The organism is Amycolatopsis sp. NPDC104775 (assembly GCF_055583325.1).
The window spans coordinates 460,897-482,794 of sequence record NZ_JBVJOE010000001.1 but is presented as its reverse complement, the minus strand read 5'-3'; the positions used below and the strand labels follow the sequence as shown (position 1 = coordinate 482,794).

General features: G+C 71.3%; 22 protein-coding genes. 12 read left to right on the top strand and 10 right to left on the bottom strand.

Annotation, left to right across the window (positions count from 1 at the left end):
- The first annotated feature begins 35 nt into the window (after positions 1-35).
- Genes ACZ63D_RS01860 through ACZ63D_RS01850 form a run of 3 tightly spaced genes read left to right on the top strand, consistent with a single transcriptional unit; the run spans position 36 to position 2,866 of the window.
- Positions 36-974, top strand: coding sequence for a glycosyltransferase family 9 protein (locus ACZ63D_RS01860; protein ID WP_465352392.1), 939 nt, complete (start codon positions 36-38; stop codon positions 972-974).
- The gene (locus tag ACZ63D_RS01855) at positions 967-2,403 is read left to right on the top strand and encodes a UDP-glucose dehydrogenase family protein (RefSeq protein WP_465352391.1); all 1,437 of its coding nucleotides are present in this window, start codon (positions 967-969) and stop codon (positions 2,401-2,403) included. The genes ACZ63D_RS01860 and ACZ63D_RS01855 overlap by 8 nt, the downstream gene beginning before the upstream one ends.
- A complete protein-coding gene (locus ACZ63D_RS01850; protein WP_465352390.1) occupies positions 2,303-2,866 on the top strand; it encodes a flavodoxin family protein in 564 nt (187 codons plus the stop codon). Before ACZ63D_RS01855 ends, ACZ63D_RS01850 begins: the two co-directional genes overlap by 101 nt.
- 375 nt (positions 2,867-3,241) lie before the next feature.
- Here ACZ63D_RS01850 and ACZ63D_RS01845 read toward each other — a convergent pair whose 3' ends face one another.
- From ACZ63D_RS01845 to ACZ63D_RS01835, 3 genes are read right to left on the bottom strand one after another with little or no spacing between them, the layout of a single operon-like run.
- Positions 3,242-4,291, bottom strand: coding sequence for an NAD-dependent epimerase/dehydratase family protein (locus tag ACZ63D_RS01845; protein ID WP_465352389.1), 1,050 nt, complete (start codon positions 4,289-4,291; stop codon positions 3,242-3,244).
- Between the two features lie 32 nt (positions 4,292-4,323).
- A complete protein-coding gene (locus ACZ63D_RS01840) occupies positions 4,324-5,400 on the bottom strand; it encodes an FUSC family protein (RefSeq protein ID WP_465352388.1) in 1,077 nt (358 codons plus the stop codon).
- On the bottom strand, positions 5,397-6,767 hold the full coding sequence (locus ACZ63D_RS01835; protein ID WP_465352387.1) for an aldehyde dehydrogenase family protein: 1,371 nt from the start codon (positions 6,765-6,767) through the stop codon (positions 5,397-5,399). The genes ACZ63D_RS01840 and ACZ63D_RS01835 overlap by 4 nt, the downstream gene beginning before the upstream one ends.
- Positions 6,768-6,867: 100 nt before the next feature.
- Here ACZ63D_RS01835 and ACZ63D_RS01830 point away from each other — a divergent pair, with 100 nt between their 5' ends.
- The 3 genes from ACZ63D_RS01830 to ACZ63D_RS01820 are packed head-to-tail and all read left to right on the top strand — an operon-like array spanning position 6,868 to position 10,172.
- Positions 6,868-8,328: an HAD-IIIA family hydrolase gene (locus ACZ63D_RS01830; RefSeq protein ID WP_465352386.1), complete on the top strand. Its 1,461-nt coding sequence runs from the start codon at positions 6,868-6,870 to the stop codon at positions 8,326-8,328.
- Positions 8,325-9,326, top strand: a complete 1,002-nt coding sequence (locus ACZ63D_RS01825; protein ID WP_465352385.1) for a glycosyltransferase family 9 protein — start codon at positions 8,325-8,327, stop codon at positions 9,324-9,326. Before ACZ63D_RS01830 ends, ACZ63D_RS01825 begins: the two co-directional genes overlap by 4 nt.
- A gap of 21 nt (positions 9,327-9,347) precedes the next feature.
- Positions 9,348-10,172: an SDR family oxidoreductase gene (locus ACZ63D_RS01820; protein ID WP_465352384.1), complete on the top strand. Its 825-nt coding sequence runs from the start codon at positions 9,348-9,350 to the stop codon at positions 10,170-10,172.
- Here ACZ63D_RS01820 and ACZ63D_RS01815 read toward each other — a convergent pair.
- Genes ACZ63D_RS01815 through ACZ63D_RS01805 form a run of 3 tightly spaced genes read right to left on the bottom strand, consistent with a single transcriptional unit; the run spans position 10,169 to position 11,398 of the window.
- A complete protein-coding gene (locus ACZ63D_RS01815; protein WP_465352383.1) occupies positions 10,169-10,582 on the bottom strand; it encodes a DUF4383 domain-containing protein in 414 nt (137 codons plus the stop codon). The two genes, ACZ63D_RS01820 and ACZ63D_RS01815, sit on opposite strands and share 4 nt — an antisense overlap.
- A 27-nt stretch (positions 10,583-10,609) precedes the next feature.
- Complete coding sequence (locus tag ACZ63D_RS01810) at positions 10,610-10,981, bottom strand: hypothetical protein (RefSeq protein ID WP_465352382.1); 372 nt, start codon at positions 10,979-10,981, stop codon at positions 10,610-10,612.
- A 60-nt stretch (positions 10,982-11,041) separates the two neighbouring features.
- Positions 11,042-11,398 (bottom strand): hypothetical protein, encoded by a 357-nt coding sequence (locus tag ACZ63D_RS01805; RefSeq protein WP_465352381.1) that lies wholly within the window; start codon positions 11,396-11,398, stop codon positions 11,042-11,044.
- A 74-nt stretch (positions 11,399-11,472) separates the two neighbouring features.
- Between ACZ63D_RS01805 and ACZ63D_RS01800 the strand changes: the two genes are divergently transcribed.
- A complete protein-coding gene (locus ACZ63D_RS01800) occupies positions 11,473-11,856 on the top strand; it encodes a DUF2267 domain-containing protein (RefSeq protein ID WP_465352380.1) in 384 nt (127 codons plus the stop codon).
- 516 nt (positions 11,857-12,372) lie between these two features.
- Here ACZ63D_RS01800 and ACZ63D_RS01795 read toward each other — a convergent pair.
- Positions 12,373-12,753 carry an ArsR/SmtB family transcription factor gene (locus ACZ63D_RS01795; RefSeq protein ID WP_354746552.1) on the bottom strand — a complete coding sequence of 127 codons (381 nt, stop codon included), beginning with the start codon at positions 12,751-12,753 and terminating at the stop codon, positions 12,373-12,375.
- A gap of 113 nt (positions 12,754-12,866) precedes the next feature.
- On the opposite strand from ACZ63D_RS01795, the gene ACZ63D_RS01790 reads away from it, so the two are divergent.
- Positions 12,867-13,958, top strand: a complete 1,092-nt coding sequence (locus ACZ63D_RS01790; protein WP_465352379.1) for a cation diffusion facilitator family transporter — start codon at positions 12,867-12,869, stop codon at positions 13,956-13,958.
- On the opposite strand, the gene ACZ63D_RS01785 is transcribed toward ACZ63D_RS01790, so the two are convergent.
- Together ACZ63D_RS01785 and ACZ63D_RS01780 are read right to left on the bottom strand one after the other, a co-directional pair.
- On the bottom strand, positions 13,946-14,440 hold the full coding sequence (locus ACZ63D_RS01785; RefSeq protein WP_465352378.1) for a GNAT family N-acetyltransferase: 495 nt from the start codon (positions 14,438-14,440) through the stop codon (positions 13,946-13,948). The genes ACZ63D_RS01790 and ACZ63D_RS01785 overlap by 13 nt on opposite strands.
- A 60-nt stretch (positions 14,441-14,500) precedes the next feature.
- A complete protein-coding gene (locus ACZ63D_RS01780) occupies positions 14,501-16,111 on the bottom strand; it encodes an amidohydrolase (RefSeq protein ID WP_465352377.1) in 1,611 nt (536 codons plus the stop codon).
- 247 nt (positions 16,112-16,358) lie between these two features.
- Here ACZ63D_RS01780 and ACZ63D_RS01775 point away from each other — a divergent pair, with 247 nt between their 5' ends.
- The 4 genes from ACZ63D_RS01775 to ACZ63D_RS01760 all read left to right on the top strand — a co-directional run bounded on the left by ACZ63D_RS01775 (position 16,359) and on the right by ACZ63D_RS01760 (position 19,722).
- Entirely contained in the window at positions 16,359-17,264 is a 906-nt protein-coding gene (locus ACZ63D_RS01775) for a hypothetical protein (RefSeq protein WP_465352376.1), read from the top strand.
- A 116-nt stretch (positions 17,265-17,380) separates the two neighbouring features.
- Complete coding sequence (locus ACZ63D_RS01770) at positions 17,381-18,280, top strand: MBL fold metallo-hydrolase (protein ID WP_465352375.1); 900 nt, start codon at positions 17,381-17,383, stop codon at positions 18,278-18,280.
- A gap of 85 nt (positions 18,281-18,365) precedes the next feature.
- A complete protein-coding gene (locus ACZ63D_RS01765) occupies positions 18,366-19,166 on the top strand; it encodes a M15 family metallopeptidase (protein ID WP_465352374.1) in 801 nt (266 codons plus the stop codon).
- A gap of 52 nt (positions 19,167-19,218) precedes the next feature.
- Positions 19,219-19,722, top strand: coding sequence for a DUF2199 domain-containing protein (locus tag ACZ63D_RS01760; protein ID WP_465352373.1), 504 nt, complete (start codon positions 19,219-19,221; stop codon positions 19,720-19,722).
- A gap of 5 nt (positions 19,723-19,727) precedes the next feature.
- Here ACZ63D_RS01760 and ACZ63D_RS01755 read toward each other — a convergent pair whose 3' ends face one another.
- Positions 19,728-21,770, bottom strand: a complete 2,043-nt coding sequence (locus ACZ63D_RS01755; protein ID WP_465352372.1) for an amino acid permease — start codon at positions 21,768-21,770, stop codon at positions 19,728-19,730.
- Between the last annotated feature and the right edge of the window lie 128 nt (positions 21,771-21,898).

Below are 21,898 nucleotides of genomic sequence, written 5' to 3'. Positions count from 1 at the left end.
GGGCTCGGCGAACTCGCCGGGGGAAGGGACCGGCCATGAGCGTGCTGGCCCTCCGCGCCCTCGGCATCGGCGACCTTCTCACCGCCGTCCCCGCGCTTCGCGGCCTGCGCCGGGCTTACCCGGAAGAACGGCTCGTCCTGGCCGCGCCGGAATGGCTGCGGGACCTGGTCGAACTGGTCGACGCCGTGGACGAACTGCTGCCCACCCCCGGGCTCGGCGCGCTGCACTGGCCGGGCCCGCCGCCGCGGCTGGCGGTGAACCTGCACGGCAACGGCCCGGAAAGCATCCGCGACCTGATGGCCGTCCTCCCGGGTTCGCTGCTCACGCACCGGAACCCGGCGGTCCCGGAAATCCCTGGGCTGGACTGGACGCCGGGCATCCACGAGGTCGACCGCTGGTGCCGGCTGATCGAGTACGGCCAGTGCCCAGCCGACCGCCGGGACCTGCGGATTCCTCCGCCGCCCGGGCCGAGCCCCGCGCCGGGGGCGGTCGTCGTGCATCCGGGCGCGGCGTTTCCCGCCCGGCGCTGGCCGCCGGAGAGGTTCGCGGAGGTGGCGCGCGACCTGGCCGCGGCCGGGCATCGGGTGGTGATCACCGGCGCGGCTGCCGAGCGGGAGCTGGCGGAAGAAGTCGCGACCCGTGCCGGACTGAGTGCCGAGGCGGTGTTCGCCGGACAGACCGGGTTGGCCGAATTGGCCGCGCTCGTGGCCGACGCCGCCCTGGTGGTGTGCGGGGACACCGGCGTCGGGCACCTCGCGACGGCCTTCGGCACGCCGTCCGTCCTGTTGTTCGGCCCGACGCCGCCTCGCTGCTGGGGTCCGCCGCCGGACGTCCCGCAGCATGTCGTGCTGTGGGTCGGCGACGTCGGCGACCCGCACGGCACCGAGCCGGACGCGGGATTGTTGTTGCTCAGCACCGATCGCGTGCTGGCGGCGGCTCAGTCGGTGTTGCGTCAGGGGGTGTCGCATGGCTGAGCGGATCGGCGTCCTCGGCGCGGGCTACGTCGGGCTGACGACGGCAGCCTGCTTCGCCGCAATGGGGCATCAGGTGTCCACTGTAGACATTGACGAAGCCAAGGTTTCCCGGCTGCGCGCTGGAAAAGTCGACCTCGCCGAGCCAGGTCTGCCCGAGCTGGTCGCGGATGGGCTCCGAGTCGGCACGCTGGTCTTCTCCGGAGATTTCGCCGCGGTCGCCGACTCGACGATGGTGTTCCTGTGCTTGCCGACGCCACCGGGCGAGGACGGCAGCCCGGACCTGAGCGCGCTCCGCAGCGCGCTCAGCGACCTTGGGCGAGTGCTCGCGCCGGACACGATCGTGGTGACGAAGTCGACCGTGCCGGTCGGGACCGCGCAGCGGATCCCGGAGTATCTCGGCCGAACTGACCTGCCGGTGGTGAGCAATCCGGAGTTCCTGCGCGAAGGCCATGTCGTGCACGATTTCCGGTGTCCGGACCGCGTGGTCGTCGGCGCCGACCCGCCGGATTCGCCCGCCGCGGACCGGGTCGCGCAGCTCTACGCGCCGACCGGAGCGCGGGTGGTGCGCACGAGCAGCGCGAGCGCCGAGCTGGCCAAATACGCCAGCAACGGTTTCCTCGCGGTGAAGGCGTCCTACGCGAACACCCTCGCCGAGCTGTGCGAACAGTGCGGTGCGGACGTTCGCGACGTCGCCGCGGTGATGGGCCTCGACCCGCGGATCGGCCCGCACTTCCTGGCTCCCGGCCCGGGCTGGGGCGGCTCCTGCCTGCCAAAGGACGCCAGCGCGCTGTTGCGGGCCGCGGATGCGGCGGGCGTCGAATTCGGCCTGCTTCGCGACGCGGTAAGGGTGAATACCCGGCAGCGCACGCGCATGGTCCGGGCGATCCGGACGGCGGCGACCGGGCGTCCGGACGGCCCGCTGGACGGCGTCCGGATCGGCGTGCTGGGGCTGGCGTTCAAGGCAGGCACCGGCGACGTGCGCGATTCCCCGGCCGTCGCGGTCACGGCGGAGCTGGTCCGGCAAGGCGCGGAGGTCACCGCGTACGACCCGGCGGTTCAGTCCGAAATGGACGGAGCGACCGTCGTGGACGATCCCTATCTGGTCGCGAAGGACGCGGCCGTGCTGGCCGTTCTCACCGAATGGCCGGAGTTCCGCGATCTCGAATGGCCCCGGCTCGCCAAGGCGGCGGACCGGACGGTCGTGGTCGACACCCGAAATCTGCTCGATCCGACCGTGCTCGCCGAGGCCGGGTTCGCCCGGATCGGCGTCGGCACCCCGATGGAGGTTCCTGATGCGTGTTCTCGCCCTCGGCTGCACCCTCAAGCCCTTGCCGGACCGCTCCAGCAGCGACCTGATCGCCCGGCAGCTGCTCGAACTGTTCGCCCAGCGGGGGGTGACCGGCGAACTGGTCCGGGTGGCCGGCCATGACGTGCGCCCCGGCGTCGAGGCCGATATGGGCGACGGCGACGGATGGCCGGAGATCCGGCGCAAGGTCGCGGAGGCGGACATCCTGCTGATCTCGACGCCGACCTGGGTCGGGCACATGTCGAGCATCGCGCAGCGGGTCCTGGAACGGCTGAACGCCGAACAGTCCGAGACCGACGACGAGGGCCGCCCGGCGATGTTCGGCAAGGTCGCCGTCGTCGCGGTCGTCGGCAACGAGGACGGGGCGCACAAGATCACCGCGGACCTTTTCCAGGCGCTGAACGACATCGGCTTCACGATCCCGGCCCAGGGCGGCACGTACTGGAACGGCGAAGCGATGAAGGGCGGCGACTACCAGGACCTGGACGAGACGCCGGAAGCGGTTGCCTCGACGAACGCGACGCTGGTGCGGAACGCGGTGCATCTGGCGGAGTTGCTGGGGAAACAGCAGTATCCGGCTTCGTGAGTGCGGTTTGACGCGGAGCGGGCTTTGCCGTCTCGCCCGGGTCGCGGGCGGCGCGAATGCTTCGCGGCGGACTCGGTCTCGCTGGGCAGGGGAAATTCCCGCTGGGACGGCCGGGCTGCTACGCGGGACGGCCCGGCCGGGCCAGGAGTTCTGCTCGGGTCGGGCTGTCGCGGGTGGTGTGCTTGCTGTGCGGCGGGCTCGGTCTTGCTGGACGGGCGAAATCCCCGCTGGGACGTCCCGGCCGGGCGAGTAGTTCTGCTCGGATGAGGCTGTCGCGCGTGGCGTGCCTGCTGTGCGGCGGGCTCGGTCTTGCCGCACAAGCGAAATCCCCGCTGGAACGGCCGGGCTGCCGCGCAAGACAGCCCGGCCGAGCCGTCACGGCCGCTGCCCGGCCCCGGTCGCGATCTCGTGCCCGCGATGCTCGTCCGGGGCCAGCGGCGGAGTGTCCCCGCCTTCCCCGCGCCGGAGCCCGTGCAAGAACTCCCGCACCGTCGCCTCCGCCGACCACTCCGGCTGCCAGTCCAGTTCGGACCGGGCGCGCGAGGTGTCCATCACCGGCAGGCGCAGCACCGTGTCGAACAGCCCGGGCGTCGCGGGCACCAGGCGCAGCCGCCACACCGCCGCGAGCGCGGGCTTGACGAGCCCGGCCGGGACCGGCACCCGGCGGGCGCGCAGAATCCGGGCCAGCAACGCCGGGTCGACCACCGGGTCGGTCGCGATGTTGAACGCGCCCGACACCGGCCGCACCACGCAGCGCCGGATGGCGTCGGCGAGGTCGTCGGCGTGCACGACCTGGAACCGCAGGCCTGGGATGTCCGGCACGACCGGCACCAAACCCGGCCGGAGCAAGCTGCCGGGCACGAACGGGCCAGCGAACAACCGTCGCTGCTCGGTCGAAGCCGTGCGCTGGAAGACGAACCCGGGCCGTACCCGCACCACCCGGATTTCCGGATGCGCCCGCTCGAAGGCGTCGAGAAGCCGCTCCACGTAAGCCTTTTCGCGCGGGTAGGCAGCGCCGGGCCAGCCGTGCGTCGGCCACTCCTCGGTGACCGGACGGTCGTCGGCGGCGGGGGAGTAGGCCCCGACCGAGGACGCCACCACGAGCGTCGACACTCCGGCCGCCGCGGCGGCCTCGAACACCCGCAGAGAGCCGCGAACGTTCGCCTCCCAGGTGAGGTCCGGGCGATGGGTCGGCTGGAACAGCCACGCCAAGTGGACGACCGTGTCGGCGTCACGCAGCACAGGGGTCAGCTCGTCGCGCGCCACGTCGACGCCGACGTACTCCGTTTTGGGCGGCGGAATGCCCGCCGGACGTCGTTCGAGGCCGGTGATGGCCGAGATGTCCGGGTCGGCCGCGAGCGCGCGCACTGTCGCGGTGCCGATATTGCCGGTCGCGCCGGTCACTGCGATTCGCCGGGAAGTCATCTCGGCCGGGTACCCGGCCGAGACCGGGCCAATCAATGCTGGTCGAGCTGCCGCAGCAGGCGGCGGACCGGCAGTGCCATCGCGCCCAGCCCGAGCGTCGCCGTCACCCCGTCCTGCGAGGACACCAGCCGGTCCTCGACCTGGCAGACCAGCTCCCGGCAGCGCTCCAGATCCGGCTTCCCGCCGGGAACCGCGGCGACCCGCACCGCCTCCGCGAGTTCCCGCAGCAGGTCAGCGAGTGCTTCGCGGGCTTGCGGCCACGGGTAGACGAACGGCTCGCGCCCCTCCGCGGTCGTCCGCACCGCCTCGACCAGCTGCTCGACCGGCGGCCACAACGCCCCCAGCGTCCGCAGCGAGGCCTCGTGCTGCTGCCCGGAGTGCTGGCTTCGCCTGCGCAGGTTGAGGAACCGGCCTTCCCGGGTGATCCCGGACGCGTCCTCGGCGGCGCGGGCGAGACTACGCACGTCGCTGACTTTGCCGAGCCATTCGTCCAGTTCCTCCGGCGGCTCGTCGGACCGCACCAGTTCTGCGGTGTCTTCCAGCAATCCGGCGAGCGCGGAAGCAAGGCGGTCGGCCGCGGCGGCGACGCGTTCCCCATACAGCGGCGGGAAAATCAGCACGTTCACCGCCAGCCCGATCGCGCCGCCCAGCGCGGTCTCCAGCAACCGGTCGCCGAGCAGTTCCGAGCTGCGCGCGGTTCCGTAGGTGACCAGCAGCATCCCGGTTACTCCGACCCAGACGCCGGAACCGCCCAACCGCCGCCACGAACCGATCAGCAATCCGACGAAGACGACGATAGCCAGCGTCACCGTCTGCTCCGGCACCAGCTGCGCCACGCCCGCGGCGAGCAGCACCCCGAGCGTGACCGAGCCGACCTGCTGCGCCCAGCCGAGCAAGCTCCGGTAGACGGTCGCTTCCACCAGGAAAACCGCCGCGTAGGGCGCGAGAAACGGCTGGGACAACCCGATCACCTGGGTCGCCAGCAGCCAGGCCGCGACAGCGGCGACAGTCGCCTTGGCCGCCTGCAGCGCGGTGCGCCGCTCGCTTCCGGGCACGCGGATCGCGCGGGCCGCCCAGCCCAGCGGCGTGCGATCGAGTTTAGGCTTCACGCGCGTACGGGCGCGCCCAGGTGGACGAGCTTCGTCTGAGTCATCTCGTCGAGCAGTTCAGGTCCGTAACCGTAGCCGGACCCGCTCCCGCGCCGCGGGTGGGCCGCTCCGCCGGGAGCGCCGCCGAAGACGGCGTTGACCTTGACCGTTCCGACCGGCAGTTCCCGCCACGCGTGCTGCGCGTTCTCCATCGACGCGGTGAGCACGGTCGCGGCGAGCCCGTAGTCGTCGTTCGCGGCCTCGGCCAGGCCGTGTTCGAAGGAATCCACCACGCACACCGGGGCGACCGGGCCGAAAGTTTCCTCGCGCAGCACCCGCATCTCGCTGGTGCAGCCGGTGAGCACGGTCGCCGGGTAGTGCGCGCCCGGTCCGGAAGGGACTTCGCCGCCGGTCCGCAGCTCAGCGCCCAGCGACACGGCGTTTTCCACGTGAGAGTGCACGTGGTCGCGGTGCCGGGTGTCGACCAGGGGAGCGAGCGTTCGGCCGCGGGCGCGCTCGACCAGCGCTTCGGTGAACGCCTCGGCGATCGCGCGGTGCACGTAAATCCGTTCCACCGCAACGCAAATCTGACCGGAATTCGCGAACGCCCCGAGTGCAGCTTGTTCGGCGGCCCAGCGCGGGTCGACGTCCTCGTCCACGACGAGCGGATCGTTGCCGCCGTTCTCCAACAGCGCCTTCGCGCCGGTCGCGGCCGCGCTCGCGGCGATCGACCGGCCGGTGGCGGTGCTGCCGACGTGTGCGAGGACGTCCACGTCGCTCCGCGCGGCCAGCACCGCGCCGATCCGGCCGTCCCCGTGCACGGTCTGCACCACACCTTCGGGGAAAACTCCAGCTAGGACTTCGCCGAGCAGCGTTCCGGTGTGCGGACACCGTTCGCTCGGCTTGTGCACCACGGTGTTTCCGGTGGCCACGGCTGCGCCGAGGAGACCGCACGAGACCGCGACCGGGTCGTTCCACGGGGTCAGCGCGACCACCACCCCGCGCGGTTCCGGGACCATCAGATCGGTGGCGGCGAAGTCCCCGAGCAGGCTGCGCCCGCGATGCACCGGGCCGAGTTCGGCGTACTGGTCGAGGGTTCCGGCCCCGGCGAGCACGCCCTCCCTGGCTTCATCGAGCGGACGGCCGGTCTCGCGCCGGTTGATCTCGGCGAGGTCGTCGGCGTGCGCGCGCAGCCGTTCGGCAGCGGCCCGCAGCGCCGAGCCGCGCTCGGCGGCCGGGGTCCGGCTCCAGCCCGGCTGCGCCCGGTGCGCGAGGTCGATCGCGGCGTCGAGTTCGTCCGGGCTGGCCATCGGGACCACCCCGATCGGGCTGCCGTCGGCCGGGTCGGTGATGGCGAGCGTCGCGGCCCGGTCGTCGAGCGTGGTCACTAGTGCACCTCCTGGGTAGTCGGTCGCGCTGCGGGTACCCCGGGGCACGCGCTGTCATGCGTTCCGTTTGTCCGCGCGGACGAGGGGTAAACCGGCGCGGGTGAACACTTTCCCGGACTACACCGTGGTGATTCCGACGACCGGCCGCCCCGCGCTGCGGACCCTGCTGGAGACGCTCGCCACCGCCGAAGGCCCGAGCCCGGCCGAGGTGATCGTGGTGGACGACCGTCCACAAGGGACCACGCTGGACGTGCCCGAGGGCGTCCGGGTGCTGCGTTCCGGCGGCCGGGGCCCGGCCGCCGCGCGGAATGTCGGCTGGCGCGCGGCGAAGTCGGACTGGATCGCTTTCGTGGACGACGACGTGGTCCTCGCGCACGACTGGCCCGCCCAGCTGGCCGCCGACCTGACTGGGCTGCCGCCGGAAACCGCCGCTTCGCAGGCCAGGATCGTGGTCCCGTTGCCGGAGGACCGGAAGCCCACTGACGACGAACGCGGAACCGCCGGGCTGGAAACCGCGCGGTGGATCACCGCGGACATGGCTTACCGGCGGTCGGCGCTGGTCGAGTCGGGAGGTTTCGACGAACGCTTCCCGCGCGCGTTCCGGGAAGACTCCGACCTGGCCCTGCGTGTCGTGCTGAAAGGACACCGCATCGAACGCGGCGAGCGCGTCACGACCCATCCGGCGCGCCGTTCGGGCTTCTTCGCCAGCGTGCGAGCCCAACGAGGCAACGCGGACAACGCGCGGATGCGGTACAAGCACGGCGTCCTGTGGCGGCAGCGAACCGGGGCTGGCAGCGGCATGCTGGGACGGCACGCGCTGACTGTCGCGACCGCCGTCGCCGCTCTTGTCCCTCGGAGGCGTCGCCTCGCCTTGGCTGCTTGGGCTGGGTTGACCGGTGCGTTCGCTGCTCAGCGCATGCGTTCCGGGCCAGCCACGCCCAACGAAATCGCGCGCATGCTCGTGACGAGCGTGCTGATCCCGCCCGCGGCCTGCTACCACCGGCTTCGCGGGGAAATCGCCGCCCGGCGTTCGCGCTCGCCGCAGGCCGTGCTGTTCGACCGCGACGACACGCTGATCCACGACGTCCCTTATCTGTCCGACCCCGAGCGGGTCCGGCCAGTCGACGGAGCGGTCGAGCTGGTGCGCGAGCTCCGGAGGAAGGGCGTCCGGGTGGGGGTGGTGAGCAATCAGTCCGGCGTCGCGAAAGGACTGATCGAACCGGTTCAACTGAGCGCGGTGAACGCCCGGGTGGACGAGTTGTTCGGCGAGTTCGAGACCTGGCAGGTCTGCCCGCACGACGCCGGCGACGGCTGCGGCTGCCGTAAACCGTCCCCGGAACTTGTCCGACGCGCGGCGAAAGAGCTGTCGGTCGATCCCGAACGGTGCGTGGTCATCGGCGACACCGGCGCGGACGTCGACGCTGGTCTCGCGGCCGGAGCGCGTGCGGTGCTGGTTCCGACCGCTCGCACGCTGCCCGCCGAAATCGCTCGCGCGCGGCGAGATGCGCTGGTCGCGCGAGATCTCGCGGACGCGCTGCGGCAGGCCGGGGTCGTCAGGTGAAGCGGGTTTTAGTGGCCCGGCAGGACAACCTCGGCGACGTCCTGCTGGCCGGACCGGCGATCCGGGCGATCGCCGCGCAGGCCGAGCACGTCACGCTGCTCGCCGGACCGCACGGCGCGGCGGCCGGGGAACTGCTGCCGGGTGTCGACGAGGTGCGGGTTTTCCGCGCGCCGTGGATCGACCCCGAACCGCCGCCGCTGACCCCTGAATCAGTCGGCGTGCTCGTCGAACAGCTGACCGGGTTCGACGCGGCCTTCGTGTTCACCTCGTTCCACCAGTCGCCGTTGCCGCTCGCGCTGGTGCTGCGGATGGCCGGGGTGCCGTGGATCGGCGCGATCTGCGACGACTATCCGGGCAGCCTCCTCGACCTGCGCCACCGCGTGCCAGGCGACCCGCCGGAGGCGCTGCGGATGCTGTCACTCGCCCAAGCCGCCGGGTGTGCGCTGCCTTCCGGCGACGACGGGCGGCTCGCGATCCGCCGTCCGCTGCCGGACGTCTCCGAGCTGACCGGAACCGGCGAGTACGTCGCGGTGCACCCGACCGCTTCGGTACCGGCGCGCAGCCCCTCGCAAGTCCACAGTGGACGAATCGTGGACGCGCTTGCTGAAGCAGGACACCGGGTGGTCGTGACCGGCGCGAAACCGGAGGGAATGAATGCCGACGTCGACCTGAGCGGCCGCACGACGCTGCCCGAGCTGGCCGCGGTACTCGCCGGTGCCGAAGCCCTCGTGGCCCCGAATACCGGCCCGGCTCACCTGGCCGCGGCCGTCGGCACCCCCGTGGTGTCGCTGTTCGCGCCGGTAGTGCCCGCCGCGCGCTGGGCCCCGTTCGGGGTTCCGGCGGCGTTGCTCGGCGACCAGCACGCGCCGTGCCGGGGCAGCCGGGCGCGGATCTGCCCGGTCGCCGGACATCCGTGCCTGGACGGGATCGACCCGGCCGAAGTCGTTGCCGCGGTGGAGGAATTGGCCAAGAGGCCGAGCCGCCGGACAACTGTGTGAAGCTCGAAGAAAGGAGAAAACATGGTGGACCCAGCACCCTTGCCCGAGGACGCCGACGGACCGCGCACGGCGATCGTGACCGGCGCGGATTCCGGCATCGGCCGGGCAGTGGCCGTCGCGCTCGCCGGCGGCGGAGTGGACGTCGGAATCACTTGGCACACCGATAAAACCGGGGCGGAGGAAACCGCGGCCGAGGCGCGCGAGCAGGGCGCGACCGCGCACGTGCGGCAACTGGACCTGACCGACCTGCCCACCGCAGCGAGCGTCGTGGACGACCTCGCCGAGTCGCTCGGCGGCGTCGACGTGCTGGTGAACTGCTCCGGGACCGGCAGCAGCGAGCTCGCGATGGACATGGATTTCGACACCTGGCGTCGCGTGGTCGACGTCGACCTGCACGGCGTTTTCCTGTGCTCGCAACGCGCCGCGCGGCACATGATCGACGCCGGGCGAGGCGGGCGGATCATCACGATCACCAGCGTCCACGAACACGTGCCCCGGGTCGGCGCGGCCCCGTACTGCGCGGCGAAAGCCGGTGCCGGTGCGCTGACCCAGGTGCTCGCGCTCGAACTCGCCGAACACGGGATCACGGTCAATTCCGTGGCGCCCGGCGAAATCTCCACCCCGATGACCGGCCAGACCGATGTCGATCCGCGCGAGCAGAAGCGTCCCGGAATCCCGTTGGGCCGCCCCGGTCACGCACGTGAAGTCGCCGCGGCGGTGGCTTTTCTGGCCACCCCCGCGGCGGGCTACATCACGGGTGCGTCCCTGGTGGTCGACGGCGGGCTGATGCGCATGGGCGCTCAGGCCGGAACGGCGTTCCCGGACAACAGCTGGCGTCGTCCTTAAGCGCGTTTTTCGCGGCTGCCGCTGAGCGCGACGACCAAGGCGGCGAGCGCGGTCAGGCCGTGCAGCCAGTTGTCCGCCCAGTTGAGGTTCACCGGGTCTTCGCGTGCGGTGCTGAACGCCGTCGCCAGGATCCCGTACGCGGTCAACCCGGTGAACGCGACGAACAGCACCCAGCAGTACGCGACGGCACCGGAAAGCTTGCGTGCGGCCAAAAGACCGAGCAAACCGAGTGCCGTGTGGACGATGTTCAGCACCGTGCTGGAGCTGAACAGCCAGACGACGCGCGTGGTGTCGTGCCCGGCGTGGGCGGTTTCCGGCACGAAGAACCCGGCGATGCCGAGGACCAGGTAGATCAGCCCGAGCACGGCGACGACCGGACGGGCCCAGGAACGGGTGGTGACCGTCGGCATGGGGAACTCCTTTCCGCGGCGGCCGGATTATTCTTCGCGCAGCGATTTCGCGACGGAGCCGCCTGCCTCGTCCGCCTGTTCGCCAGGATCGGGATCGGCCCGGCGCTGCGGCAGATCCTCGTCCGGGGCCGCGGCTCGAGCGGCTTCCGCCCGGGCGAGCGTCTCGTCGTCGGGCGGATTCGGCACGGGCTGGACGTCCGGCCTTTCTTCCGCGAGCCTTTGTTCGAGCGGCTCGCCCTCGCGCACCTCGGCGGGCGTGGTGGCCCGCTGGACCGCCGGGCTCCAGCGTTCGGGCGGTTCGACGCCGCCCTCCAGCGGGTCGACCCGCAGTTCGTCCTCGTCGAGAGACTCGGACTGGTCGAGCGTCTCGGGTTCAGCCGGATCGCTGTCGGGCATCATGCTCCCTTCTCCGTGCGGCTTCGCTCGCCGGGTACCCGCCTGAAACGGGGCAAAACGGAGTCAAGCGGCGGCGAGATCGCGGATCGCGGCCTGCGCCTGCTGGATTTCCTGTCCGGCCAGGAGCGCGGTGAAGTGGGCGACCGAGATGCTGTGCGCCGCCGAGGCGACCGCGTCGCAGGCTTCCTGCGCGTCGCCGGAGAGATGCCGCACGCGACCGCCGAGCAGTGCTTGTTCGAGCTGTCCGCACAGATCGGGAAGGAGTTCGGAGAGGTCGTCGGCGAGGAGGCTCAGCGAACCGAGCGTCCGGTAGAGGTCCGCGGGGGATTCGTAGCCGCCGGCACCGGCTTCGCGACGGAGCCTGCGCAGCGCGGTCTGCGCCTGCTCGGCCGGTGCGGGAGACGTCGCTGAATAGTCCATGGAACGGCTGATACCCGATGGTGGCACGGTTAACCGGGACGGTTGCCGACGGTTGCTCCGGGTATCCGGGACCGATGAACGAGATCGTGGAACTCATCCGGCGGCGGGCCTGCCTCGCCGAGTCACGCGACGCCGAACGCGTCGCGCACGCGGTGCTGCGGACGCTGTCCGGGCGGCTTTCCCCGGAAGCGGCGGCGAGCCTGGCCGTGCAACTGCCGCCCGAACTGGCCGAAGACCTGCGCCCGGGCGGCGGCCGAGGGGAACCCTTCGAGCTGGAGGGTTTCGTCGGCCAGATCGCGGCCCAGGTGAGCTTGACGGACCCGGAGGCGGTGCACCAGGCCGGGGTAGTGCTAGAGGTGCTTGGGCGGGAGACGGTGAAGGTCGCGGACGAGGTGTGGTCGGTGCTCCCGGATCCGTTGCGGCGCTTGGCGGAGGCGGACCGGCTTCGGGTCGCTTGACGCGGCTGGTTCGGGCGCGGCGGGCCCGGATGGTGGTGCGGGAGCCGTTGCGGTGCCGGGCGGATGCGGGCTGGTTCGGGAATAGGTGAGACGCCTGGTTCGGGTGTGGTGGTGCGGCGGCCTGGGGTGGGAGGATGAGCTTGGGGGTGCGAGATTCGTTGCGGCGCCGGGCGGATGCGGACCGGATCGGGAATAGGTGAGACGTCTGGTTTGGGGTGCGGCCGCCCGGGTGGGGGATGGGCTTGGTGGGCTGCGGGATCCGTTGCAGTGCCGGGCGGATGTGGACCGGCTCGGGTGGCGTGGTGCGGCGGGCCGCGGTGGTGCTGGATGGACTTGGCGGGCCTTGGGCGCGGTGCGGTCGGATCCGCTGTGGCACCGGGTGGCGGCGACCGGCTCCGGGATGCCTGAGGCGGCTGGTCGCGAGGTCGGCGGGCGGGCCTAGCCGGGTCGTAGAGGCAATGTCGCCGGGTCTGCGGCGGCACCTGGTAGAGGCTCACTTCGGGGCGGCGGAAAAGCTCAGGCGTTCCGCATCCGCGGCCGGTGCGGCTGGGCGTGGCCGCCGGGTTCGCTCGGGATGTCGCGGTCCACGTGGTCGGCGTGGTGCAACGCCTGCGCCAGCAGCCCGCGGACGTGCTCGTCAGCGGCGGAGTAGTACACGAACGTCCCCTCGCGACGGCCCTTCACCAGGCCCGCGAGCCGGAGCTTGGCCAGATGCTGGCTGACCGCCGTCGGTGCCGCCCCGGCCAGTTCGGCGAGGCAGGCCACCGACGATTCTCCCTGCAGGAGCGCCCATAGCACCTTGATCCGCGTCGGGTCGGAGAGCAGGCGGAAGCTTTCCGCGGCGAGGTGGACCTGCTCGTCGGAGGGCATGTCGAAATCCGGCAGGGAGGAGTGCATGCCCCGATGCTACCGGCCCTTCCTGGTTACCTGCGCATCTGCGCAGGTATGCTGGCAATCGGCCGGTGCGTTCGCCCGGCCGCGAGAGCGTCCGAGCACCCCGGGAGTCGTTGATGGCCGAGCCGCGTCGAGAACGTCCGCAGCCAGAGGGCGTGCACGGTCCCGCGCGGGCTTCTGGGCTGGGAGCGGGCAACGAGCACGGCGCTGGGCACGGTCACGGGCATGCGCACGGTCACGACGAACCCACGACCTGGCGGCACCGGATCAAGCACTTCCTCACCCCGCACAGCCACGACAGCGCCGACCGCCTCGACACCGCCCTGGAAACTAGCCAGCGCGGCATCCGGGCGCTGATCTGGTCGTTCGCCGCCCTGTTCGGCACCGCCGTCATCCAGCTGGCCCTGGTCGCGGTCACCGGCTCGGTAGCCCTTCTGGGCGACACCATCCACAACTTCGCCGACGCTCTCACCGCCTTGCCGCTCGGCATCGCCTTCGCTCTGGGCCGCCGAGCCGCGACCCGCCGCTACACCTACGGCCTGGGCCGCGCCGAAGACTTGGCCGGAGTCGTCGTGGTGCTGATCATCGCCGGATCGGCCGCACTGGCCGCTTACGAAGCGATCGACCGCCTGCTGAACCCGCACCCCGTGCAACAGCTCTGGGTGCTCGCCGCGGCGGGAGTGGTCGGGTTCGCCGGAAACGAACTCGTCGCCCGCTACCGGATCACCGTCGGCCGCGAGATCGGCTCAGCCGCCTTGATCGCCGACGGCCTGCACGCCCGCACCGACGGCTTCACCTCGCTGGCGGTAGTCCTGGGGGCGGCCGGTGTCGCCCTCGGCTTCCCCGCGGCCGACCCGGTGATCGGTTTGCTGATCACCGTCGCGATCCTGTTCGTCCTGCGCGACGCGGCAAAGGAAGTCTTCCGTCGGCTGATGGACGCCGTCGACCCGGCGACCGTCGAACTGGCCGAGCGGACGGCCGCGGCGGTGCCCGGGGTGGAGGGCGTCCGGGAGGTCCGGATGCGCTGGATCGGCCACAGCCTGCGCGCCGAACTCGCCATCCAGGTAGGCAATACGCTCACCGTCGAGCAGGCGCACGAACTGGCGCATGGCCTGGAGCATCGGCTGATCGCCGAGGTACCCCGCCTGACCGCGGCGGCGGTGCACGTCGAACCGGCGATCGGAGCGGAGACCGTTCACCTCGGCTGACGGCGGGGCTCAAGCGGTGCGTGCAAGGTGAGTTCGAACGGGCTGAATCCCCGCGCGCGATAGAACCTGATCGCGGATTCGTTGCCCGCATAAGCCGTGACGCCGACCTGATTCGCTCCCGATTCCCTGGCCCACGCGAAGAATTCCTCCACCAAACTCGTTCCGGCACCGGTTCCCCGGTGTGCGGGATCGACGCGCATGCTCTCCAGCACGCCGACCACCGCCGTCGGGCGGAGCGGGTCGGCGCGGCGGATTCGGCCGATCAGGTGGCCGATCGCGGCACCTGCGGCAGAGAAAGCCAACAAGCACAGCGAATCCTTGTGGCGCAACAGATCCGCATAGTAGGCAGCGCCTTCGCGAAGCGGCCAGGTGACGTCCATGTCCGGATCGCGCTGCCCGCCGTCCTCGACGAACAACGCCGCGGCCGAGGCGACGAGCTGCGGAACGGATTCGGGCGTGGCACGAACAACGACAGCATTCATTCCGTAAACGCTAGCGATGCGATTTATCCGGCAAATATCGAATTTCCGGCGATGAAAAACCTAAGCCGACCAGACCCGCTCCCCGCCGACCCACGTTTCCCGTACCGGCACCCGGTCCAGCGCCTCCGGATCCACCTCGAACGGGTCCTCCGCCAGCACCGCGAAATCCGCCAGGAATCCCGGCGCGAGCCGTCCCTTGGTCGTTTCCTCGCCGGAGGCGTAAGCCGACCCTGTCGTGTAAATCCCCAGCGCCTCCTCGACCCTGATCCGCTGCGAAGGCCCGAACAACTGCCCGTCCGGGGCCCGGCGCGTCACGCAGCTGCGCAGCGCGTACAGCGGCGGGAACGGCCCGCACGGATGGTCGGACGAACCGGCCACGGCGACCCCGGCCTCCAGCATCGAGCGGTGGGCGAACATCCGCTCGACGCGTTCCGTCCCGTAGTACTGGGTCAGCTTGTCTCCGTGCGCGGCGGCGTAGTTCGCGAACGGCACCGCGACCATGCCGTGGTCGCGCATCCGCTTCAAGATCTCGTCATCGATGATGGAACAGTGTTCGATGCGGTGTCGCGGGTCCTGCCGCGGGTGGGCGGCTTGGGCCTGGTCGACGGCGTCCAGCACGCGGCGGATCGCGCGGTCGCCGTTGGCGTGCACGCACACTCGCCACCCGGCGTCGTGCACGTGCCGCACGATGTCCGCCAGTTCGGCGGCGCTGACGCGCTCCAGGCCGTGGCTGTCGGTGCCTTCGATGGGCTGTTCGACGAGGCAGGTCCCGCCGTTGACGGCGCCGTCGGCGAAGGTTTTGACCCCGCCCAGGCGCAGCCGGGTCTCCGGGGCGAGCGGCTCGCCGGGGAGGGTGCGGAAGTAGTCGAAATGGTCGTAGGCGGCCAGGGCGTTCACCCGGAGCGTGAGCTGGTTCTGCTCGGCCAGATGGCGGAGCACCTGCCATTCGGTGCGGCCGACCAGTGCGTCGCCGACCGAGGTGATGCCCGCGGCGTGCAGGGCGGCGGCGTGCCGGGTGAAGGCGGTGGCCAGTACCTCGGTGGGCGGGTCCCGCACGATGGTGGGGCGCGGGGTGAAGGCCGGGAACGCCAGGTCGTAGAGGGCCTGGTCGTGGATGACGCCGTCGAGGCGGCCGGCGGCGTCGCGGCCGAGGTGGCCGCCGGGCGGGGGTTCGCTGGCGTCGGCGAGGCCGGCCAGCGCGAGGCCGGGGGAGTTGAGGACGCCCGCGTGCAGGGTCACGTGCACGACCAGGACCGGGTGGTCCGGGCAGGCCTCGTCCAGTTCGGCGCGGGTCAGTTCGCGGCCGCCGTTGCTGCGGAACGAGTCGTAGCCGCAGCCGATGACCCATTCGCCGGGCGGGGTCGCGGCGGCTCGGTCGCGCAGGGCCGCGGCCAGGTCGGCGGTCGAGCGGATCCGGGACGGCGAGAGGTCGACCTGCAGCGATTGGGCGGCGACGACGGTCGGGTGCTGGTGGGCATCGTTGAACCCGGGTATGACGGTGGCGTCGCCGAAATCGTGCAGTTCCGCGGACGGGAACTCAGAGCGCAGATCGGCGACGCTGCCGTGCGCGACGACCCATTCGCCGCGCATCGCGAAGGCAGGCGGTTCGGCGCCGTTCATGGTCACGACGCGCCGGGCGGTGACGATCTGCACGGATTCCGGTGCGGACACGAGATTCCCTCCAGGGTCGACGGCTGACCGGGCGGCGCTGTGTCCACAAAGGACGGTGTGGCTACGGTGCCGCGCTGCCGATTCTAGGGGCGGCGCGGGCTCGGGCGCAGCGTCGAAGCGGGTTGCGGCAAACGGGTGATCTGGGTCCCACCCGGGCGAACTCCGGAATGAGAACCGGCTCCGCGGCGGTGTATACGCTGGAAGCACAGGGCACCCGGCCCGGTTCCCGCGGCGGCAGGAGGCTCGCATGTCCGGCATCGGTGCGGCGCGGACCGCGCTCAGCGCCGCGGCGGAGCCGTGGGAAATCCAGGTCGGCCGCGACCTCGCCGACCGGCTCGACACCAAACCGCCTTCCCGCTGGTCCCGCCCGGGCGCGGCGGCCGAAGACCTCGCGGACCTGGTCGGCCCGGGCGAGGTGGTCCTGGCCCCGTCGGCGACCCGGCCCTCGGGCGACGGCGTGGTGTGGACGCCGGAGCAAGCGCTGGGCGCGGGTGCGCGCGGGGTGGCGCTGTGGGCCGACGACCTGCCGTATCCGCGCATCGTCGGCGCCATCCCGTATCCGGAGCTGATCGCGGCCGAGCACGCGATGGCCGGGAAGCACGCCTGCCTGGTGCTGACCGGCGTCCGCACGACGCTGGTTTTCCGTTATCGCTCCTGGGCGTGGCCCGCGGTGGCCGACCTCCTGACGCACGTCCGGTCGCGCGCGCATCGCCCCGGCGCGGCGGAACCGGCGCACGCCGGGCCGCCTTCCCTCGGCTGGGAGCGGCTCCCGGCGTCGCCGTTGGTGGCACTCGGGCATTCCCGCCACACGCGGTACCTCGGCGCGGAACCGGAACTCCCGCGGCGCTGGCTGTGGCAGCAGTCCCGGCCCGCCGCGTTCGTCGTGCTGACCCCGCAAGAGCTGGTCGTCGTGCGGCATGTGCAGGGACGACGGCCGTTGACGCTCGGCGTGCAATTGCTGGCGGTGGCCCGAGACCGGATCACCGGTCTCGCCCGCCGCGGCGATCGGCTGCGCATCGCCGCTCCGGCGGGCAGGCACGAGGTGGACCTCGGCGCCGAGCTGGCGGAGGAAGCACGGCTGAGGTTCGGGCCGATGCTGCGCGGGGACGGGCGGCGAGCGGCGCGGAAGACGGCGAAGGCTCCGCAAGCCTGATCGGTTTGCGCCGCGGAACCCGGGGCGAACGCGCTTTTTCCGCCCGCCTTGTCACAAACCGGGAGCCCGTCCGGTCTTAGCCGACGATCTGGCTGTGCTACTCCCGAGGAGAACCCATGAGCTTGGCCCCTTCCGCCCGTCTCGACGAGGCGGTTCCTTCCCGGTACGCGCTGAAAGTCGGCGACATCGACGTGCTGGTGATCAGCGACGGCATGCTGCCCATCACCGCCGAAACGCTGGCCACCAACGCCGACCGGGCCGACCTGTCGGCCTGGCTCCGCGAAATGTTCCTGCCGCCGGAGATGATCGACTGGCCGCTGAACGTCGCCGTGGTGCGCAGCGGCGGCCGGACGATCCTCGTCGATTCCGGCCTGGGCACCGAATTCCCCGGCTTCCCGCGCGCCGGGCAGCTGGCGACCCGGCTCGTCGCGGCCGGGATCGACCCGGCCTCGGTGACCGACGTCGTGCTCACCCACCTGCACATGGACCATATCGGCGGGCTGCTCGTCGAGGGGCTGCGCGGCCGCCTGCGCGAGGACCTGCGGGTGCACCTCGCGTCGGCCGAGGCGGAATTCTGGCAGGCACCCGATTTCTCCCGCACTGTCATGCCGGAGCCGATCCCGGAGGTGCTGCGCACGACGGCCACGCGGTTCCTCGACGTGTACCGCGGCCAGCTGCGGCCGTTCGAGACCGAGCACGAGGTGGCGCCGGGCGTGCGGATCTGCCGCACCGGCGGGCACACTCCCGGCCACAGCATCGTCCGGCTGGAGTCCCGCGGCGACCGGCTGACCTTCGCGGGCGACGCGGTGTTCCAGCCCGGATTCGAGAATCCCGACTGGTACAACGGTTTCGAGCACGATCCCGAGGAATCGGCGCGGGTCCGGATCCAGCTTTTGAAGGAGCTGGCGGCCAGCGGCGAGCAGCTGGTGGCCACGCACCTGCCGTTCCCGTCCGTCTGCCATGTGGCGGTCGCCGGGAACGCGTTCCGTTTCGTGCCGTCGGTCTGGGACTACTGAGCCTGCCTTCCCCGGGTGCGATCTCGCACCCGGGGATCGCTCAGGGGCTACGCCGGGGCGTGCTCTTGTGGTAAGCAATCCGGCTATGCGCCGAAAGATGATGCGCGGCCTGGCGGTCGCCGCGATGAGCCTGCTGACCTGTCTCGTCGCCGCACCGCCGGCGCCTGCCGCGCCGGAGCCCAAGGCACCGCCCGAATTCGTCGCCCTGCGTGACGTCGATCCGACGATCGTGCAGGAAATCCGGTACATCACGCCGCACAATTTCACCGGCGCGCCGGTCGACGGCTACCGCCAGCCGATGTGCATCCTGACCCGCGCCGCCGCCGTCGCCCTGCACAAGGCGCAGCTGTCGTTCCTGCGCCAGGGTTACACGTTGAAGGTCTACGACTGCTACCGCCCGCAGCGCGCGGTCGACAACTTCGTGCGCTGGGCCGAAGATCTGTCCGACCTGCGGATGAAAGCCGAGTTCTACCCGCGCGTGGAGAAGGACCGGCTATTCGCGGACGGCTACATCGCGGCGAAATCCGGCCACAGCCGGGGAAGCACGGTCGACCTGACGCTCGTCCGGCTTCCCGCGTTCCCGACGCGGCCGTACCGTCCCGGCCAGGCGCTGACGCCTTGCTACGGCCCGAAAGCCGAACGTTTCCCGGACAACTCGCTCGACATGGGCACCGGTTTCGACTGCTTCGACACTCTCGCGCACACGCTCGACCCGCGCATCGTCGGCGTGCAGCGGGAGAACCGGATGCTCCTGCTGCACGGGCTCGAACGGGCCGGGTTCAAGAACCTGCCCGAGGAATGGTGGCACTACACGTTCCAGCCGGAGACCTTCCCGGACACCTACTTCGACTTCCCGATCTGGCGGAGGTCGCTGACCTGCCGGTGAGATTTGGCCGGTTTGCCGGATTGGCCCCGGCCGCTTCGCTAAGCTCCCGATCATGACGACCGACCTGGGGTTCGACTGCTCATGCTGCGGTCGTCGCCACGACGAACTCCCGCTGGCCTACGGCGCGCCCGCCCCGGCGTACTGGCACGACGGGCTCGCCGGAAAACCCGGCTGCCTCCTCAGCGGCGAGCAGTGCGTGCTCGACGGCGAGCACTTCTTCGTCCGGGGCAGGCTGGTGCTGCCGATGCCGGACGGCGAGACTTTCGAATGGGGCGTGTGGGTGTCGCTCAGCGAAGCCAGCTTCGCCCGCGTCACCGAACTGTGGGAGGACCCTGCCCGGGTCGAGGAACCGCCGTATTTCGGCTGGCTGTCGACCGAACTGCCCGGCTACGAGCCGACCACGCTCAATCTCAAGACCAATCTGCACAGCCAGCCGGTCGGCGTCCGGCCGCTCGTGGAGCTGGAGCCGACGGACCATCCGCTCGCGGTGGAGCAGCGCACCGGCATCGACCGGGCCCGGGTGCAGGAGATCGCCGAACTGCTCCTGCACCCGTAGGCGGCTCAGCCCTTCCGCAGCTTCCGGCGCACCAGCGGCCAGAACGCCGCGATCACGGCCAGCGACACGAGGCTCGTCCACACCTGGGTGCGGGCGGAATCGTCGGTCAGCAGCATGACCACGACGATCGCCACGACGCCGGCGACGGTCAGCAGGCCGAGCCACGGGTGCAGCCACATCTTGAGCTTAAGCCCGGCGCGTTCCTCGGGCGTCATCTTCTGCCGCATCCGCATCTGGGTGAAGGCGATGAACGAGTAGACGAACAGCGCGACCAGGCCCGCGGAGTTCATGATGAAATCGAAGATGCCGGAGTCGGGCGCGACGAAGTTGACGAAGACCGCGAGGTAGCCGCCGATCGTGCAAGCCGCCACCGCGACGACCGGCACGCCGGACTTGCTCTTCCTGGCCACCACGCGCGGGGCCAGGCGCTTTTCGGCGAGCGCGGAGAACATCCGGCCCGCTGAGTAGAGCCCGGAATTGAGCACCGAACACGCCGCGGTGAGCACGACCGCGTTCATCACGAGCCCGGCGCCGGGAAGCCCGAACAACGTGAAGGCGTGCGCGAACGGCCCCTCCTGCTTGGGATTCGGCAGCTGGTTCCACGGGACGATGGTGACGATCAGCAGCACCCCGCCCACGAAGAACAGCAGGATCCGCCAGATCACCGTGACGACCGCCTGCCGCACGCCCTTGGCCGGATCCTCGGATTCGGCCGCGGCCATCACCGCGATTTCCGTGCCGAAGTAGGAGAAAATCACGATCGCGACGCCGCTGAGCACCGGCCACCAGCCGTTCGGCGCGAACCCGCCGTGCTGCCACAGGTTCGGGATCGAGAAACTCGCCCTCGGCCAGAGCCCGAACGCGAACAGCGCGCCGACCGCGAGGAACACGACGATCGCGGCGACCTTGATGCTCGCCAGCCAGTACTCGACCTCGCCGAACGACCGCGCGGACACCAGGTTCGTGCCGGTGAAGAACAGCAGCAGCACCACCGAAAACGCCCACTGCGGCACGTCCGGGAACCAGCCGCCGAGCACCGACCCGCCGACGACCGCCTCGAACGCGATCACGCCGATCCAGTAGTACCAGTACAGCCAGCCGACGAGATACCCCGCCCACTCGCCGAGCCCGACCCGCGCGTACTCCATGAACGACCCGATCGCCGGACGCGCCGCGGCCATCTCGCCGAGCATCCGCATCGCGAGGAAGACGAGCAGCCCGCCGATCAGATAGGACACGACGGCCGCGGGACCGACCGCGCGGACGACGTTGCCCGAGCCGACGAAGAGGCTGGCCCCGATGATGCCGCCGAGGGTGATCATGGTGATGTGGCGGGAGCGGAGCTTCTTGGGGGCGGGGGTGGTTTCGGCGGAGGCCGGGGCGGTTGTGGTGGCGGTGCCTGAGGTGGGCTTGGGTGGGGGCGCGGTGGCGTAGGTGGAGTCGCCTGGATTGGTCGCGGTGGTTTCGGCGAAGCCCGGTTTGGGTCGCGTCGTTGCGCCAGTGGCACCGTCCAGGGCTGCCGTGCGTGCGGCGGCCTCGCTGGAGGTTCCGTCGGTGCGGGTCGCCTTGCCCGAGGCGGTGTCGTCCGGAGCTGCCGTGCGTGCGGAGGCCGAGGCCGGGTTGCTCGTGGCGGCGGTGTCTGAGGTGGGGTCGTGCGGGGTCGCGGTGGAGTCGCTTGGATTGGCCGCGTATGGGGTGGTTTCGGCGGAGGCCGGGGTGGCTGCGGTGGCGGTGCCTGAGGTTTGGTCGGCTGGAGCCGCCTCGGAGCGAGTCGGTTTGCTGGTGCCGTCGCTTCGGGTGGCCTCGTTTGCGGCGGTCTCTCCTGGAGCGGCCGTGCTGGGGGCGGTCTCGGCAGCGGTTGCGTCGGTCCGGGTCGCCTCGGGCTGGACCGCTTTGCCAGTGGCCTCGGCCCGGGTCGCCTCGCGCGCGGCGGTCTCGTCCGGGGCGGCCGTGCGTGCGGTGGCCTCGGCCGGGGTCGCCTCGCTGGCGTCCGTCGCGCCCGGAGCGTCGGGGCTTCCCTTGCCCTGCCCGGTGATCCGATCAGCCATGGATCGATTTTCCTCTCCCTCGGCCGTGCCGTCCCGGCCGACAACGATGTCGGAACCGGCCGTCGAGCTGGGCCTCGCTGGACGGGGGACAGTGTGCGGCCGCCGGGTCCGTCGAGGCTAGGTGCGGG

Bases quoted from the DNA above. Each gene is read 5' to 3' on its own strand.
- ACZ63D_RS01860 (WP_465352392.1), top strand. From the start codon at position 36: ATGAGCGTGCTGGCCCTCCGCGCCCTCGGCATCGGCGACCTTCTCACC.
- ACZ63D_RS01855 (WP_465352391.1), top strand. From the start codon at position 967: ATGGCTGAGCGGATCGGCGTCCTCGGCGCGGGCTACGTCGGGCTGACG.
- ACZ63D_RS01845 (WP_465352389.1), bottom strand. From the start codon at position 4,291: ATGACTTCCCGGCGAATCGCAGTGACCGGCGCGACCGGCAATATCGGC.
- ACZ63D_RS01820 (WP_465352384.1), top strand. From the start codon at position 9,348: ATGGTGGACCCAGCACCCTTGCCCGAGGACGCCGACGGACCGCGCACG.
- ACZ63D_RS01815 (WP_465352383.1), bottom strand. From the start codon at position 10,582: ATGCCGACGGTCACCACCCGTTCCTGGGCCCGTCCGGTCGTCGCCGTG.
- ACZ63D_RS01810 (WP_465352382.1), bottom strand. From the start codon at position 10,981: ATGATGCCCGACAGCGATCCGGCTGAACCCGAGACGCTCGACCAGTCC.
- ACZ63D_RS01805 (WP_465352381.1), bottom strand. From the start codon at position 11,398: ATGGACTATTCAGCGACGTCTCCCGCACCGGCCGAGCAGGCGCAGACC.
- ACZ63D_RS01800 (WP_465352380.1), top strand. From the start codon at position 11,473: ATGAACGAGATCGTGGAACTCATCCGGCGGCGGGCCTGCCTCGCCGAG.
- ACZ63D_RS01795 (WP_354746552.1), bottom strand. From the start codon at position 12,753: ATGCACTCCTCCCTGCCGGATTTCGACATGCCCTCCGACGAGCAGGTC.
- ACZ63D_RS01790 (WP_465352379.1), top strand. From the start codon at position 12,867: ATGGCCGAGCCGCGTCGAGAACGTCCGCAGCCAGAGGGCGTGCACGGT.
- ACZ63D_RS01785 (WP_465352378.1), bottom strand. From the start codon at position 14,440: ATGAATGCTGTCGTTGTTCGTGCCACGCCCGAATCCGTTCCGCAGCTC.
- ACZ63D_RS01775 (WP_465352376.1), top strand. From the start codon at position 16,359: ATGTCCGGCATCGGTGCGGCGCGGACCGCGCTCAGCGCCGCGGCGGAG.
- ACZ63D_RS01770 (WP_465352375.1), top strand. From the start codon at position 17,381: ATGAGCTTGGCCCCTTCCGCCCGTCTCGACGAGGCGGTTCCTTCCCGG.
- ACZ63D_RS01765 (WP_465352374.1), top strand. From the start codon at position 18,366: ATGCGCCGAAAGATGATGCGCGGCCTGGCGGTCGCCGCGATGAGCCTG.
- ACZ63D_RS01760 (WP_465352373.1), top strand. From the start codon at position 19,219: ATGACGACCGACCTGGGGTTCGACTGCTCATGCTGCGGTCGTCGCCAC.
- ACZ63D_RS01755 (WP_465352372.1), bottom strand. From the start codon at position 21,770: ATGGCTGATCGGATCACCGGGCAGGGCAAGGGAAGCCCCGACGCTCCG.